Annotated in this window: 9 protein-coding genes; 7 read left to right on the top strand and 2 right to left on the bottom strand. The window is 49.2% G+C overall.

Features of this window, described 5'->3' with window-relative positions:
• Nucleotides 1-14: 14 nt before the first annotated feature.
• From M8T91_RS10920 to M8T91_RS10890, 7 genes are all read left to right on the top strand, one after another.
• Nucleotides 15-3,173, top strand: coding sequence for an efflux RND transporter permease subunit (locus tag M8T91_RS10920; protein ID WP_301414189.1), 3,159 nt, complete (start codon nt 15-17; stop codon nt 3,171-3,173).
• A gap of 217 nt (nt 3,174-3,390) precedes the next feature.
• The gene (locus tag M8T91_RS10915; protein WP_301414188.1) at nt 3,391-3,993 is read left to right on the top strand and encodes an NUDIX hydrolase; all 603 of its coding nucleotides are present in this window, start codon (nt 3,391-3,393) and stop codon (nt 3,991-3,993) included.
• Nucleotides 3,994-4,425: 432 nt separating this feature from the next.
• On the top strand, nt 4,426-4,932 hold the full coding sequence (locus M8T91_RS10910) for a hypothetical protein (RefSeq protein WP_301414187.1): 507 nt from the start codon (nt 4,426-4,428) through the stop codon (nt 4,930-4,932).
• Between the two features lie 109 nt (nt 4,933-5,041).
• On the top strand, nt 5,042-5,416 hold the full coding sequence (locus M8T91_RS10905) for a nuclear transport factor 2 family protein (RefSeq protein ID WP_301414186.1): 375 nt from the start codon (nt 5,042-5,044) through the stop codon (nt 5,414-5,416).
• An 86-nt stretch (nt 5,417-5,502) separates the two neighbouring features.
• Entirely contained in the window at nt 5,503-6,051 is a 549-nt protein-coding gene (locus M8T91_RS10900; RefSeq protein WP_301414185.1) for a GNAT family N-acetyltransferase, read from the top strand.
• A gap of 1,008 nt (nt 6,052-7,059) precedes the next feature.
• The gene (locus M8T91_RS10895) at nt 7,060-14,082 is read left to right on the top strand and encodes an FG-GAP-like repeat-containing protein (protein ID WP_301414184.1); all 7,023 of its coding nucleotides are present in this window, start codon (nt 7,060-7,062) and stop codon (nt 14,080-14,082) included.
• A gap of 16 nt (nt 14,083-14,098) precedes the next feature.
• Nucleotides 14,099-14,599 carry a hypothetical protein gene (locus M8T91_RS10890; RefSeq protein ID WP_301414183.1) on the top strand — a complete coding sequence of 167 codons (501 nt, stop codon included), beginning with the start codon at nt 14,099-14,101 and terminating at the stop codon, nt 14,597-14,599.
• A gap of 356 nt (nt 14,600-14,955) precedes the next feature.
• On the opposite strand, the gene M8T91_RS10885 is transcribed toward M8T91_RS10890, so the two are convergent.
• Both M8T91_RS10885 and M8T91_RS10880 read right to left on the bottom strand, forming a co-directional pair.
• Entirely contained in the window at nt 14,956-15,081 is a 126-nt protein-coding gene (locus tag M8T91_RS10885; protein WP_301414182.1) for a hypothetical protein, read from the bottom strand.
• Nucleotides 15,082-15,848: 767 nt separating this feature from the next.
• Nucleotides 15,849-17,420 carry a carboxylesterase/lipase family protein gene (locus M8T91_RS10880; protein WP_301414180.1) on the bottom strand — a complete coding sequence of 524 codons (1,572 nt, stop codon included), beginning with the start codon at nt 17,418-17,420 and terminating at the stop codon, nt 15,849-15,851.
• Nucleotide 17,421: the final 1 nt, after the last annotated feature.

Below are 17,421 nucleotides of genomic sequence, written 5' to 3'. Positions count from 1 at the left end.
CGCTTAGCTGTTGTATGATCAGTGCGTTTTGCATCCGGCGGCCCCGTTTCGCCTTTGTGATTTCGATTCTGATTGCCCTGGCAGGAATACTGTCTCTGCCCCTGTTGCCTGTAGCGCAGTTTCCAGAAATTACCCCCGCCACCATCAATGTCGCCACTACCTATGCGGGTGCCAGTGCCGAGGTGATGCGCGACAGTGTCGCTGTGCCTATCGAATCCCAGGTGAATGGGGTAGAGGGCATGGAGTATATGTCCTCCACAAGTGGGAACGACGGCACCTACAGCCTCACCGTTACATTTAAATCCGGCTACGACGATGATATCGCCCAGGTGAATGTGCAAAACCGGGTAGAGCAGGCCATGCCGCAATTGCCCGAGGATGTAAAGCGGGATGGCGTTGTCGTCTCCAAACAGAGCACCACGCTGCTGTTGGTGGTGAATCTCTTTTCCCCGGAACAAAAATTTGATGAATTGTTTTTGGCCAATTATGCCGAGATTTATTTAAAGGATGAGCTGGCCCGCGTGCTGGGGGTGAGCAGCGTTGTGATTTTTGGCTCGCGCAACTACGCCATGCGCCTGTGGCTCAATCCGAACCGCATGGCCTCACTGGATGTCACTGTGGAGGATGTCGTTGATGCGGTACAGGCGCAGAATATTCAGGTGGCCGCAGGACAGATCGGCTCGCCGCCGATCCGCACAGACCAGCAGTTTCAGTATAATATTCTCGTACAGGGGCGCCTGGTCGATCCCAAGCAGTTTGAGGAAATCACCATCCGCGCCAAGCCTGATGGTGCCATGGTGAAAGTGAAGGATGTGGCCAGGGTGGAGCTGGGCAGTGAATCCTATGCCTCTTACGGCCAGTTGGACAATCAGCCCTCTGCGGTTATCGGTGTATACCAGTTGCCCGATGCCAATGCCCTGGAGGTGGCCGAAGGCATCAAAGAGAAGGTGGCACAGCTTTCCCAGCGTTTCCCGAAGGGACTGACCGCCGAAGTGCTCTACGATACCACGCTGTTTGTGGAGGCTTCTGTCAAAGAGGTTGTGGAGACGCTCTTTATTGCCCTGATCCTGGTTATCCTGGTGGTGTTTCTGTTTTTACAGGACTGGCGCTCCACCCTGATCCCTGCGATTGCAATACCCGTTTCCCTGGTGGGCACCTTTGCCCTGATGCTTGCCCTGGGTTTGACCATCAATACCATCACGCTTTTTGCTCTGATTCTCGCCATCGGCATAGTGGTGGATGATGCGATTATCGTAGTGGAAAACACCCAGCGCCTGATGGGAGAAGGGTTGGCACCGAAAGAGGCTGCGCTGGAATCCATGCGTGAGGTAACCGGCCCGGTGATTGCCACCACCCTGGTGCTGTTTGCGGTGTTTGTGCCGGTGATGCTGATGCCGGGAATTACCGGAAAAATGTACCAGCAGTTTGCCATCACCATTTCCATGGCGGTGGCGATTTCCTCCATCAACGCGCTTACCCTGAGCCCCGCACTGTGTGCCAGCATCCTGAAGGCGGGAGAAAAAGGCGAGATGGCGGGGATCAGGGAAACCGGGCTGTTTGGTTTTTTTAACAAGTTCCTGCACCGCGCTACCAATTTTTATGCAGGTCTGGTAAAGGCCTGTGTCGGGCTGCCACTGGTGGGGATCGCCTCAATCCTGGGGATTTTCCTCCTCACTTACTGGCTGTTCGCCCATGTTCCCACCGGCTTTATCCCCGATGAGGATCAGGGTACCTTTACTCTGCACGTGCAGTTGCCGGACGGTTCCTCCCTGGAGAGAACAGGCCCGGTGGTCAACCAGGTCACGGATATTTTGCTGGAGGAACCAGCCATGGCCCATGTGGTGGCCGTGCCGGGATACAACCAACTGACCAGCAGTGCCTCTTCCAATACCGCGATGATGTTTGCTGTACTCAAACCCTGGGAAGAGCGCACCAGCAGCGAGAACCACCAGTTTGCCATTATGGAGCGCCTGCAAAAAAAGCTGGAGGCCATTCCCAATGCGCAGATTATGCCCTTCGCCATTCCACCACTGCCCGGTATTGGTACGGTGGGCGGTTTCGAGTTTGTGTTGGAAGATCTGCAGGGGCGCAGTATTCTGGAGTTGTCCCAGGTACTGTTCGATCTGCTCGGCAATGCCAACCAGAGAGCGGAAATTGCCCAGGCATTTACCAGTTATCAGGCCAGTACCCCGCAGCTGGAACTCACTCTGGATAAGGAAAAAGCCCATGTGCTCGGTGTGCCCCTGCCACAAGTCTATTTCACCTTGCAGACACTGCTCGGGGGCTATTACATCAATGACTTTAACCTCTACGGCAAAGTGTTCCGGGTGATTGCCCAGGCGGATGCACAATTTCGCGACGAAGAGGAAAACCTGGCAGGCTTTTATGTGCGCGCCAACAGCGGTGGCCTGGTGCCGGTGACCTCCGTGGCCACTATCACACCCGTTGTGGCGCCCCAGACCATCACGCGCTACAACCTGTACAACAGTATCACCATTAACGGCGCCCCGGCCCCCGGCTTTTCCAGCGGCCAGGCCATGGACGCTATGGAAGCGTTGGCGCAGAACCTGCCGGAAGGCTACGGCTACGAGTGGACCGGTATCAGTTTTCAGGAGGTTACCGCGGGTAACCTGGTGCCGATTCTCTTCAGCCTGGCCATTATATTTGTGTATCTGTTTCTGGTGGCCCAGTACGAGAGCTGGAGCATTCCTTGCGCCGTTTTGCTATGTGTGCCCATCGCCATCAGCGGTGCCATGCTGATGGTCTGGCTCGCAGGTTCCATCAACAATCTCTACACCCAGATTGGCCTGGTACTGTTGATCGGTATGGCGGCAAAGAGTGCCATTTTGATTGTCGAGTTTGCCTGTGTGGAAAGGGATAAGGGCAAGTCCATAGCCGAGGCAGCGCTTTCTGCTACCCGACTGCGTTTTCGCGCGGTGTTAATGACGGCTATATCTTTTATTCTCGGAGTGGTGCCTTTGCTGGTAGCCACCGGGGCCGGTGCCGTCAGTCGCGTTTCCCTGGGCCTGGTGGTTTTTGGCGGCATGTTGGCTGCCAGCCTGTTTGCCACGTTGCTGGTGCCAGTGTATTACGCAATGGTGCAGGGGGTGCGCGAAAAACTGAAGGGGGGCTACCAGCCCCAGAACCTGCAAAAACCCGCAGCAGGTGAATGATGCCGCCAGGTGTTTGTTACTGTGCTGAGAAGTAGAGCGGATTGGCCCCTTTGTGTCGACATGACTGGCCGGTTGTCAGCCAGATTTGGGGCATTGGTTTGAATACCTGGCCAATAGTCACAAACGAATAGTTTGACATAGGACTCGGTCTTGCCTGCAAAAAACCGTATGATAAGTGCCAGGGAATATGCACCCTGTGTGGGTGGAGCAAATTGCTATGTTGAACAAGATTGAAGCATCCATTTCCCATCAACTGGCTGAACTTGAGGCGGGCGTCCCCAAGGGCAGTGCACTGCACGGGCATGCAGCGGTGCTGATCGCACTGACTGATGAGCCGGACCCCCATGTTATTCTCACCAAACGCTCCGCCAATCTGTCCACCCACTCAGGCGAAGTCTCTCTGCCGGGTGGTCGCTGGGATGTTACTGACCCTTCACTGCAATACACAGCCCTGCGCGAAGCTGAGGAGGAGATCGCTCTGCCTATGGATGCTGTGCGTATGCTCGGCCCCCTGTGGCCGCGCACCACCCGTTGGAAAGTGTCTGTTACGCCCTGGGTGGCAGTGATTGCCAAGGATATCGCATTGACCCCAAATCCGGGCGAACTGGATGCCATATTCCGTGTGCCCCTGTCTTTTTTTCTTGCCGATCCGCGTATCCGCACTGACCATATCATTATGGATGACTGCACCATCCACCTGCCGGCATACCGGTATGATGGCTATGAAATCTGGGGCTTTACCGCCGGTTTGCTCACCGAGTTTATGGTAAAAATACTGGGTGCGTCTCAAGCGCATAACGAATGTGTTGAAACTGCATGATTTGTCAGTGATTTCGTATACCTCCGGTGCTTGGTTATCCAGCGCCTCTTGGTTCAGTAGCGCAATGAATTCGCAAGATTTTCACTGGCCCAATGTGATACGTGTGTACCTCGCAATACGACAGGGGGTTATATCCAGGTTTTTTCAACCGCGCTCCTTGTTTTTTCCCGCAAACCACAGGGGAAAGAAACTGCGCTGATTGACACTGGCTGGCTGTGCAATGGGTTCGCGTGGGACCATTGCAGTTTGCCTTGTATGTCCCTTATTCTTATAGCGTAATACCGAATAATATAAACTCAATTATTATGACGCCAGATTAATAGTTATGGATAATCAGTGTGGGTGATTGTATCTTTAGTTTGACTGCATACGGGAAATACTGTCCGACACCAAGTGCTAATTTTATCTGTTTGTAATGTTAGAGGAAATGTCTTGGAAAAAATCCGCTTAATACCCCTGGTTCTTTTGTTGGTTTTGGTTGGATTAAATACCGCTGCCTTTGCTTCAGAAAAGCCCATTGGGTACATCGGCTTCCACAATGGACTGCCCTGGGCAATCCGATTTAATGATTGTGCAGAATACAATTTTGAGGGTGCGGAAAAATACCTGTGGTTTGACAGAACACTGGATTTCATAAGTTGTTACCAATTTGGAGACAAGGATGACTCCGACCTTAGAGGCGGAGTTATTTCAATTTATGAGGCCCCCGGGCTTGATGCCAATAAATTTAAGATCAATCGCTTTTCGGAATTTACTGTTTCAAAAAGTGGATGGGGTACATTCCCCAATGTATACTCAATCTCCGGAGATTGCTGGTTCAGGGTTAAAGAGGGCTGGATATACCTGAATTCGGTCGATAAGAAATTCGTGCAATATTATCCGGGAGAGCAAGACAAGGTTGAGAAGGCTGCACATGAAACCTATTTCCGTACACATTAAACCCTAGCCCAAAAACTCAGTAGTGCTATTTTTTATATCCGGGTTTCTGTGCGCTATGCTTTGATTAAAGTTTCAAGCGACTTGGGCTGATTGAGATAACAAACTAACCATGGATATTCTGATTGATTTGGAGAGGGCATTGCATCAATGTGAGGTTCGCCAGAATAAAGCGAAGGCCGCAAGCCTGATTCATACAAGCTTCAAGGAGATTGGTGCATCCGGCAGAAGTTACGATTTCGATAGCATTGTGGAAATGATGAGCGCAGAGCTTTCGTCAAATGGTTATATCCACTCCCAGGATTTTGAAAGCATCCAGCTGGAAGCATCGGTGTATTTACTTTTGTATAAGTCTGCCTGGGTGGATAATAACGGTATTAAAAGTAATTTTGCAAAGCGTTCCTCTATTTGGATATTTTCTGGTGAAAAATGGCAGTTGAAGTATCATCAGGGTACCCCTTGCCTGGAGTTTGAGTTGGGGATATGAAGGGTCCCTGACCTGTGACTTTATCTGGAAAATATTGGTCAGGGTAAGAATAACGTAGTAGTTATCAAGCAGGTGAAATTCATTACATGAAATATACAACCCGTACAGCCTTGGCTTCTGACATTCCAAAAATTCAAGCATTGATAGAGGAGTCAGTTCGGGGCTTGTCAATTAATGATTATACACAAGAACAAATTGAAGGGGCACTATTATCTGCTTGGGGTCTGGATACACAATTAATTAATGATAAAACTTATTTTGTAGTGGAAAATAACTATCTTTTGATTGGTTGTGGTGGATGGAGTTACCGAGCAACACTCTTTGGAAATGATAGTGAAAAAGATAGAAATCCTGATGTTTTGAATCCAGAGATCAATTCAGCAAAAATCCGGGCATTTTTTGTAAAACCCTGTTACGCACGCAAAGGCATTGGATCGTTGATAATGCAGCATTGTGAGGAAGCGGCAAGCGCAATGGGCTTCCGCAGTTTAGAGTTGATGGCAACCCTGCCGGGCTTTAGGCTTTACGAGCGTCACGGATTTATTGCCAGCAACGCTATTGAATACCCCATAAATGACGATTTATCTATAACGTTTATACCTATGAAGAAACCGCTGGATATGAAGTTCGACTAAACAGATAATATATGATTTTGGTCTGTGCTTTATGCTCAAAAACACGTCCATGATTATTATTACTTGCTCTGCTATCTCCAGGTGTGGCACGCCAAGCATGGGTTATTGGTATTTTGATAATGATCTAAATCAAGAAATTGGAACAGGCAATAGAGATTGTGCACTGAAGATATCGAGATCGCCAATTGATTGATAGGGGTCATATATTACTTGAATAGCCCAGAATATCTAAGCATTCACCCTGAGGTATTGACCAACCTTATCAAATATGTGAATGCATGTTGAATCTTGATTTTCTTAGTGCGGTGGTTTTAGTTGGTTGATCAGGGACCTGTAGTGCTTTTTCTATTTGTCACTGATGACTTTCCGTTTAGTAGTAACGCTTCTTTAGTAATCGTTTTCTGGGAGGGGGCGGCCAGTAAATTAATAAAGCCAGACTAATACAACCTTTTCATTTGAGCGATGAATGTTGTGGATGGAGAAAAATCTAACGGTATACGGTTTGCAATCCCGCTAGCTGATTTTGCAGCATTTTGGTAGAAAAATGACAAAATCATTGAGCCATCTTTCTGTCATCTAAAGATAAGCGGGTTATGCGTCTAACACTTGGCTCAACAACCTCATCCTGACCTAAAGATTGAAAAATAATTGCTAAAAACCTCTAGTGTGTGTATAAATCGCCCCTCTATTGAGAGTGTATTGGCTGCATCAAAAAATGAAACACACCGTGGCGGAATAAAATTCTATGAATGTTCAAAAATCACCTTTTTGAATTTAATTTTTCTGTTTTTTTAGAACCTCTTTGCAGTTTGAATGGATGGGTTGTTGGCTGCGAAAACAGCTTTCAGGGTAGCCGTGATTCTCTGATTGATACTCTCCCTTTCTGTATTTTCAAGAATAAATTTTGGATTTTCATTTGAAATGATCTCTCTGCGTCCTATTTTCATTGTTTTGTGTCTTTTGCCTCTCTTGATTTTTTCGATTGGTGTCAATGCATCTGCTGGCATCATGAATGGTGGCTATAAAATCTATCTGGGTGATGTCAATGGTGATCAACGGGAAGACTTGTACTTTGAGTATCATCGCCCGGTAATTCTTCTGCATGGTGATATTGTCACTCCCTTGGTGATGCCTCAGTTGCCAAACTTTGTTCTGTATTTAAACCACGATAGGGAAAGTTATCGGGACCCAATAGAGAAAACGCTATCGCAGCTGGAGGTTGCCAAGCTTCAACCACTGGGTGATGAGTTTTCTCTTACAGGGGACTTCAATGGAGATGGTGCTTCTGATTTGCTGTTACTTGTTGCCATGCCCCTTATTTTCCATGCCCAGGGTGATGACCTGCCGGAACTTGTGCAAACATTGTCTGTTGCAGATAGTAATGACGCTCTGTCAGCGATAGCGGCAATCCTTACCAATACCGCACCTGCTGATGTAAAGGTGAGGGATGTTAATGGTGATGGTAGAGATGACATCTTTGCGGGTGATTTTGCATTTCAGGCGGATACGTCTGGTACCTTTAGTAATTATACAGCCCCGAGTGTTGTTCAAACGCCCAATATGGCCGGAGCTTCTGGCGGTCAGTTCCGTGTTAATGAATCCGGCGCGGCAACTTATTCTATTCCCATTGCTACCGCTGTGGGTACGGCTGGTGTTGCTCCCGAAATTTCTCTTAACTATAACAATGGTGCTGGCAATGGCCTGTTGGGTAGAGGATGGGCTATTGGCGGTCTTTCCGGTGTCTCCCGTTGCCGCCAGACTTTAGCAATCGATGGTAGCCTAGCACCAATTACCTGGACAGATTCTGACCGGTTTTGTTTGGACGGACAGCGCCTGATAACAGTCAATGGCTCTCAATATGGCGCTGTTGGCGCTGTGTATAAGACCGAAATGGACTCTTTTGCCAAGATCAGCTCCCTTGGCGGAAGCCTGGGTAAGCCCGCTTACTTTAAAGTAGAGCGTAAAGACGGCTCCACCAGTTATTATGGGAATAGCAGTGACTCAAAACAACAGGCGGGCGGTCATACACTAACCTGGGCGCAAAATCGTTTTGAAGACAGTGTTGGTAATCAGATTGAATTTCTATATGAAGGGGATGTGAATACCGGACACCGTGTCAGGGCTGTTCGCTATGCTTTTGGCTCCGGCACCTATGAAGCCACAATTGAATTTTCTTATGAAAACCGTCCTGAGTACCTTCGGAGCTATACTGCAGGTTATGAATTTAAGACTACAAAGCGCCTGAAGAAAGTCACCTCTAAATCCAATGGCAGAGTCCTTCGTGAATATAATTTGGGCTATAAGGCGGTTTTACCTTTTATTCCCAAAAATAAATATGATGATAGAACATCACTACTGACTTCATTGCAGGAGTGTGTGGGTTCCAAGTGTCTTCCAGCTATGGGTTTTGAATGGCTGCAGGCACCATGGCGTCAGTTTGGAGCGGAATCCGAAGCGATAGACTTTTCCCCAACCAAGAATCGGTTCCTTGGTAATTATAAATATGCTGATTTCAATGGGGATGGCAAGCAGGATATAGTCTGGATTGAAGGGTATCAAGATGATGGGGAAGATACCGATATTCGTGTTAAATACGCCATCTCTTATGGATCACAATTCGTCAAACAAAACTTTACTGGTGGTATATTCACTTCTGAATACTTTACCGGTGCAAATGTGGGTAAAGGATTTTCTATTCGGGTCTTGGATTACAACGGTGATGGTCGTCATGACCTGGCAATTTATAATCCGCGCACGGCTTATGGGATTCCTGGTGGATATTGGCATATATTTCTAAGCCGTTACGACACAAGAAGTAAACAGTGGAAGTTGGATTCCAGGCCCATCGGCACGAATAGACTGAATAATAATGCGATTTTCGCCGACTTCAATGGCGATGGCCTTGCAGACTATATCGCAGTCAGCTATAGCAGAACTATAGGGGCCTTTGTACATGTACGCCTGCTGGAACCTTCTGGAGAACCGGTTTCTTCCGGTCGCTACTATCAGTTTAGTGATCAATACACCAACTATCCATTGAATGTTCCAGGCACTGTCGGTGCGAATCTCTCTAATCGTATGCCGGATACTTTGGGGGATTTTAATGGTGACGGAGCAATGGATATCCTGGTGGAGACATCTGCGGGATACCAGGTCGCCATATTTGATCAAGCCGCGGGTGAATTTCACTCCATGGGGCTGCTTTCCACGGATCAAAAGTCCAAAAGCCCAATTGCGATAGATATTAATAGTGATGGCCTCACAGATATTGCCTATACCGGGAATTATGGTGCCATGCACGTGCAACTCAGCACCGGAACCGGCTTTGTCGATCTGGGAATAGTGGGTAGCAGTAAGGGTACTTTTGTTGATTTGAACAAAGATGGCTATCAGGACTTTGTGTGGCCTGAATCCTACGGTATTGCTGGTGGTGTTTGGGTTCGATTTTTTGATCAAAATACCGGTAAATTTGTTAGTTCTGATGAGAGGAAGTCTTTTTATGGCGTTCCTGGCATGGATGAGAATGATTTTGTCTGGTTTGCAGATACCGATGGTGACGGAGAGCCCGACTACCACCGTTATGACATTTCAAGCGGTAAGGTCTTTACCCGCCTAAATAATGCTGGCGAGGCTAAATATAAGAATACCCCACGCAATGTAATCCATCAGATCGATAATGGTCTTGGTAACATCACCAAGGTCACTTATGGAAATATGGCGCTTAGTGGCGTCTACTCTCGTCTGGATATGGCTGCGTCAGGCAATATTGATTCTTTCTATACAGCACTGAACAGTGACTGGGCGCTTCCTGCAGGAAGTCAAACCCTGGGTAAAGATGCGCCTGTACTGGATATCCTGAGCCCCGTATATTTGGTTGCCAGGGTGGAGAGTTCCGCGCCTGCAGCTGGTGCTGACCCTGGCTCTGTGGATCAGTCTGCACTCAGTTCAGTGTCCTACCACTATCATCAGATGAAGCTCCAGGCTGCTGGGCGCGGAATGCTGGGTTTCCAGAAAATCAGCACTACCGATAATCAGACTGGTGTGGTGACGGAAACCACCTATCGCCAGGATTTTCCTTTTACGGGCATGCCGCTGCAAACAGAGACCCATACAGCTGGCGGTCAGCTTCTGAGCCGGGCTTCTAACAACTGGCGCCTCCAGGGGTGGAATGGCAGTGGTAAACCTGTGCCACCTTACCAGCCGTATATTTACAGTGCGGTTGAAGAGACCTATGACCTTAAAAACGAAGGCAACACACAGGGGCAAATGCTGCAAACGGTCACCACCACCAACAGTTACGATAATTACGGCAATGCCCTAACCATCGATGTTGCCACAACCGATCCGGCCACTGGCGACCAGTTTGTCAAAAATACCGTCAATACCTACGGCACCACCACCTGGGAGAAGGAAAAGGGTCGCCTAAGCAGCACTAAAGTGACCAGTACCCGACCCGGACAGCCCGCACATATACGGGAGTCTGCCTTTACCTACTATACCTCTGGAGCACATAAGGGCCTGCTGAAAACCGAGGTGATTGAGCCGAAGAAGCCACAGTACAAGCAAACAACGGCTTACGAGTACGATAACTTTGGTAATGTCATTAAAAAGACCCTGAGCGCACCGGGCGAGATCAGCCGCAGTGCCAGTACGGTGTATGATCTTTCCGGGCGCTATGTCTCTGAGAGCTACAATGCCCTTGATCAACTGACTGAAAGGGTGCTCCTCCGAAATCACTTCGGCGCACCTTTGGAAGTCGAAGGTATGAACGGCCTGAAAACCGTCTTTGCCTACGATGAGTTTGGACGGGAAACCATCAGTCGCAGCAACACTGGCGCGGACAAACTGACCAAGTATGAACGCTGTGTCATCGGATGCCCCTCTGGAGCCAACTATAAGGTGACGACCAGCAGCAGTACCGGTAGCTGGAGCAGGGAATACTTCGATGCACTGGGCCGTTCCATACGCACGGAAACCAAGGGCTTTAATAACAAAGTCTATGCGGACAAAGAGTACGATAACCTCGGTCGACTCAAATTTGTCAGCGAGCCTTATTTCTCCGATGAGGCCCGTATGTGGACCGAGACTAAGTATGACTTGCTCGGTCGCCCGACCCGTGTGATTGCTGCAGATAAGTCACAGTCCACAATGACCTATACGGGGCTGAAGACCACCACCGTCAATGACAAGGGCCAGAGTAAAGTCGAGACCAAGAACGTTGCGGGTGAGCTGGTCGAGGTGGTCGATGCCATTGACGGGCGCCTTACCTACGAGTACGACAGCCAGGGCAATCTGCACAAAGCTAAATCCTGGGGCAAGACCAACAGTGCCGGCAGCCATATCGACGAGGGCGACGGCCTCAGCTATCCCATTGTGGTCACCATCAATTACGACCACCTGGGCCGTAAAACGGACATGGACGACCCGGACAAGGGTGCCTGGCAGTATACCTACACAGGCTACGGCGAGCTGAAACAGCAGACCAATGCCAACGGTCACACGGTTGCCTTAACCTACGACCAACTGGGCCGCCAGTTGACCCGTATCGAAAAGCGTGGCGGCACCGCCACCACCAGCAACGTTGGCTGGTACTACGACAGCGCAGTAAACGGCCTCGGCCAGGTGGAGATGATCACCGACAGTGTCAGTGGTTACCAGGCGGTCTACCAGTACGACCAGTTTGGCCGTAACAATGCCAGAGCGATGGACTTCGATGGCGATGGCTCCCAGCCCTCCTATGTCATCACCACGGTGTTCGATGGCCACGGCCGGGTGGAGCGCAGCTACGACGCCCTCGACAGCCTGCTCGATAGCGGACAGTCCGGGGTTCGCAATTACTACAATGCCAATGGTTATCTCTATAAGGTTACAGACCTCGCCACTGGAGACCTGATCGAGGAAATCCAGGCGCAGACCGCCCGTGGCCAGCTAAAAGAACAGCTGCTGGGCAATGGGGCAACCACCACCTTTAACTACCAGGGCTCCACAGGTCGTCTGCTCAACCAGACTTCCACAGTTCTGGGTACCTTTGGTATCCAGAACATCAGTTACCAGTGGGATACCCTGGGCAATCTCACCAGCCGCCACAACCAGAGTGGCAGCAAGAACCTGCGCGAAAGTTTCTGCTATGACGACCTTAACCGGTTGATCAAAACCCATATCGGCAGCAGCAATATCAACTGTGACAGCCTGAGCACTGCCAACCAGGATGTCCGCTACAACGCCATTGGTAATATCACCTACAAGGCCGGTGTGGGCACCTATGTCTATGGCCAGAACGGTGCCGGTCCCCATGCCGTGACCAATGCCGGTGGGGTCAGCTACCACTACGACGCCAACGGCAATATGACCTCAGACAGCTTCGATGGTGGCCGTACTATCCAGTACACCACCTTTGACAAAGCGGAGCGCATCGAAAAGGGCAACCACACTACCGAGTTCCTTTACGGGCCCGGTCATAGTCGTTATTACCGCAAGGACACCAATAGCAGTAACGATGAAGTCACCGAAATCTGGTATATCGGCGGACTTGAGCGTATCCGGAAATCCAGCGCCCCCAACGAGATCCAGTGGAAGCGCCACCTGGGCGCCGCTGTGTATACAGTAAAAACCGATCTTGCCTACGGGGTGCAGTCCACCGACAAGCTGTTCCTGTACAAGGACCACCTGGGCTCCATGGACCTGATTACCGATAAGGCTGGCAAGGTGGTACAGGAGATGTCCTTCGACGCCTGGGGCCAGCGCAGGAATACCGCCAACTGGAGCGCCCTGACCCCTACTGCCCTCTACGGCTTTGACCACAGCCGCACCACCCGCGGTTATACCGGCCATGAGATGCTGGATGAGGTAGGCCTGATCCATATGAATGGGCGGATTTATGATCCGCGTCTGGGCCGCTTTATGCAGGCGGACATCCAAGTTCAGTACCCAAATGATACCCAGTCGTATAACCGCTATTCCTACGTTCACAATAACCCATTACGTTATACGGATCCCAGTGGCTATGGTTTCTTTGATAACCTGAAACAATTTGCAGGCTTGATCGTTGGCGCAGCACTGGTTTACTTCACGGGTGGAGTAGGGGCGAGTTGGTTTTTACAAAGCTGGTATGGTGCTGCGACATTAGGCGCTATCACAGGAGGTGTTGGTGCGGCGGTCAATGGTGGAAATATTCTACAAGGTATAGCAGTGGGGGCATTTAGTGCAGCTGCGTTCTACGGCATAGGGTCAGCATTTGAAGCATGCACATCATGTTTGGGGAATTTTGCGGAAAGTGGGCTGAATGGGCTTGCTTATGCAGGAAAGGTCGTGTCTCATGGTATTGCTGGTGGTATTATGTCAAAGCTGCAAAATGGCAAGTTCGGGCATGGTTTTGCTGCAGCTGGTGTGACACAGGCTTTTGCGGGAAAAATAAACGGGATTGATAAAGGGTCTAGGTTTAGCTTAGGGCGTATTACAGCAGCTGCCGTGGTAGGAGGGACTGTATCAAAAATCACTGGTGGTAAGTTCGCAAATGGAGCTGTAACAGGCGCATTTAGCCGAATGCTCAATGATGAAGCTCATGAAGGGTACAATAAAAGGAAGAAGACAGGAGCGCCATTCTATACCTTAGATGGAGATACTGAAGCATCGTTGGATTTGTTCAATACTAAGGGCGAGTCAGGGCATGAGTTTCATGTTTATAAAGGAGGCAAAGAAATTGGGGTTTATGCTAATGGAGAATTTATAGCAAAACATGGTTTTGACGGGAGTGTACCTGACTCAATTTCAGATGATGCTCTTAAGCGATTAAATGGGCTAGATGTCGATATGCAGAGGCGTATGGGTCGTATACCTGCTAAAGGTAGAGCCAACATTAAAAGCATTTATAGAGGGCTGGGTAGAGCAATGGGCCTTCTAGGCTTACCCCTAGTTGGTTATGAGATGTACCAGAGCCCGGACAATGCCCATATGATATTTACGGAGTCAATTGGTGTAACATCAATGGGGGATGGTGCATTGTACCCTCAACCTGACGGTCCACAGTTTTAATAAATGAGGATAAAAATTGTTTGTACTTTCAGGTGACTTCACTCAATCTGATCCGATGGATATACGTAGCCTATCGGTAGCATATGAGAACTATCGGAAATACTTAGAAGAAAATAAGTCTAGATTTTCAGATGCAGCTTATCAGTTCGCAATGGAGCATTGGGCTAATGACCCGAATGACCACAAGGCTCTTCATGATTCTTGGTTAGAAGATTTCACGATAGAAGAGAGGGGAATCAATAAGGACGAGAGATGTGTGAATGTAACTCTAAAAATGTTGGGTGCCTACCATGATGGTTATATTGTTGTCAGCTATCTAGGTGTTACTCGGTATAGTTTTTCACACATGGGGTGTCACTCTGGCCATGGGGATTACTATAGGGGTGAAATTAGGGCCTCAGAGGAGGATTACGGTAAAGCTATCCATGAAATTGAGTGGAGAAGCGGTGATCGTTGGCTCATAGAATTTTCCGACTTGTCTGTGTCTTGGAGTCCAAGATATTTGGGGTCAGAGTAAAAACTCTCTGTTGATAAAGAGTGAAGGGCGTAGGGGTCGCGTCTTGACATAACAGTTTTTACAGGGATTTCGTTTTGAAATCGGGTCTTATCCGCTAACGGAGAAAAGGGGGACGCTTCCTTTTTCCTGGCACCTACCAGCAAAACCCCGGCAGGGATAACCAGCCGGGGTTTTGCCGCTCTGATCTGCTCAGCTTTTGTCGCTTTTCTGCTCGGCTTGATCGACGGTCAACACCAAGCATCCCGGCATCACCCGCACGCGCACCGGAGCTTGTATGTTTAACCGATAACCTTTCTCTTCGCTGAATTTGTCTCTTCTGAGCCAGCAACTTGGTGGCGTGCTCTACTGTAACCTTGTTACGCGGCGTCGCCGGCGGAGAGTCGGTTTGCGGCATGTTTGAGAATCAGCAGATCCAGCAGCTCCTTGGCGACCTTCTTCTCTGCCGCGCTGAACCCGCTCAACGCCTCAAACTGCATACGCAAGCTGGCATCTTCCTTTTACTTCTTTGCTGGCTCCTATAGATGCAGATAAGAAAAATAGCAATAATTAAAGTGAGTGGGGTCAGATCAACGTTTTGACGTCAATTACCTCCGAACTAAAACTAATCTCTACTACACTCTGGCTATCAATAATAAGGACTTTTGAATGGCAGATTACCACGTCTTGGACCCGAGGCCATTCTGCAACCTGTGATTCAAAGAGGGAACAACTGGCACGCCTGCTTCCATTCCGGGCAGTATTGGACCTGATACTGGACAAGTTGGTTCAGTTGGAGGCCGCCAAGAAAAGCTTCTGAGCCCTTTACTTCGCCGTGACTGTATAGACCCTATGTGAAGCCGGTTTCATTGCTCTGAGCGCAGAGCCTATCGTATTCTGGGCCGGCATATTTTTCTACTCAAAGACGACTGTCAGTTGGGCGTTCTGACGAAGACCGCAGACACATTTTCAACAACCTTGAAGTACTCTATTTGCTGTAGGAGAGGGGGTTCTCAGTGAAGAGCACAGGAAGCATCACAATACCAAGCGGCAATACAGTATTTTGGATTGCTATCTACCGATCCCAGAAATTATTGTACAAATGAAACCAGCACTAGGCGCTAACATTAAAAACAGACCACTTCAGTAGGACTGATCCGTTACCTCCACAGTGATTGCTGGATATGCGAAAACAATTTTATCAAGATAAAAAACGATAGAAAATTGCATCTTAATGGCACGTAAGTGTAACCTTAGTCTTAAGTCTCTACGCTTATAGATATCCATATAGAACTTCATCAGGTATATCCTGCCACAGGGCCAGAAGCTCCGAAGTATTAAATGTTCGTGCGGATGGATGGTTGCCAAAACGTTTACTGTGTTTCCCTGAAAAGATGGGCCAGCCTTCTCCCGGGCAGCCGGTCTCTGCAAAACTCAGCCAGGCTTCCTGCATGGAGGCACTCAAGAGATGCGCGCCTGTTTCCGCACCGTAGAGTGCATGCAGGGATTGTTCACCATGGGTACCAAACACATAACCCAGCTCCACAGCATGACAGGCTCCGAGCAGGGGTTGGGCTGCCAGGGGCTGGGTAAAATGGTAGTGAAACCCTTCACCCTGGTGGTTTGCCAGATGTCTCAAGCCGGGTAAGGTAAATACCATATCGGTTAACAACAAGTTCCAGGCTTGGCTCCATTGGGGCCAGGGACTCTCCTGAATGGATAAGGCCAATTGGTAGTAATGGCCGAGTAATGGCTTTATTTTTTTTTCCGGGAGTAACCAGTCGAGATGATTGCAGATTTTGTGATAATCCAGTGTATAAATTTCTGAATTGGTGACACTGAATAGGTTCCATTCCTCTAAATTATTTCCAAGAAGCAGAGGTTTTACAGCGGGGGTGCTTTCCGTGTGCCCGGTTACAGAGGTCTCTTTTAAAAGCTCATGGTCAATAACGGGTTTGAATGGAAGTTGTCCCCAGCATTGTGTCATGCGGCAGTCTGTCAGAATTTTAGTCTGGGTTTGAAGCAGCATTTTGGGTGTGCAGTCCCGGGGTGGCTTCCCGTTACCAATGCTATCCAGATGTTTGACAAATGTTTCTGCCAGGTGATTGGCACGGGAAATGGAGTGAACGGCCTTGGGATGCCCGCTTTGTACTATGGCGCGGCGAAAAAGTGCCTGGCATTCGGGGATCTTCTGAAGCAGTGCAATACTCATGGCACCGGCGGACTCGCCAAACAAGGTGATATTCTGTGGATCGCCACCAAATGCAGAAATATTTCTTTTTACCCATTTGAGTGCTGCAATCTGGTCCATAAGCCCTTCATTGCCACTGGATGGGATATCACAAATGTCCTTCAGGCGCAAAAAGCCGAATGCTCCCAGCCGGTAATTGAAGGTTACAATGATCGCCCTGCCACTGGCTGCCAGGTAGCGCCCATTATAGACTTCCTGACAACCAGACCCCATATAAAAAGAACCGCCATGAATCCAGAACATGACTGGCAGCCGATTGTTGCTCGAAGTTGGCGGCGAAAATATATTGAGATAAAGGCATTCCTCCCGCTCGGGCGGCGCACCGTTTCTCCCTCTTACTTCCATCAGTATTGATGGGTTCTGGGCTGCAGGCATGCCGAACGCGCTGGCATGCAGTGGTGTTTCCCAGGTGGGTAGGGGCTGGGGAGAAAGCCAGCGCAATTCCCCCACTGGTGGTTGCGCATAGGGGATGCCCAAGAATTGATAGGTCCCCGTTTCCTGGTCAATGGTACCGATCATCGGACCGGCAGGCGTTTCCACTATCGGTGTAGGATTTTCATGGATTTTTCTTTCTAAGCATGGGTTTCTGGCCATG

Origin of the sequence: Microbulbifer sp. MI-G (assembly GCF_030440425.1) — a bacterium.
GTDB lineage: Bacteria > Pseudomonadota > Gammaproteobacteria > Pseudomonadales > Cellvibrionaceae > Microbulbifer > Microbulbifer spongiae.
Note: the sequence above shows the minus strand (reverse complement) of the source record. Positions and strands in the feature narration are given on the sequence as shown.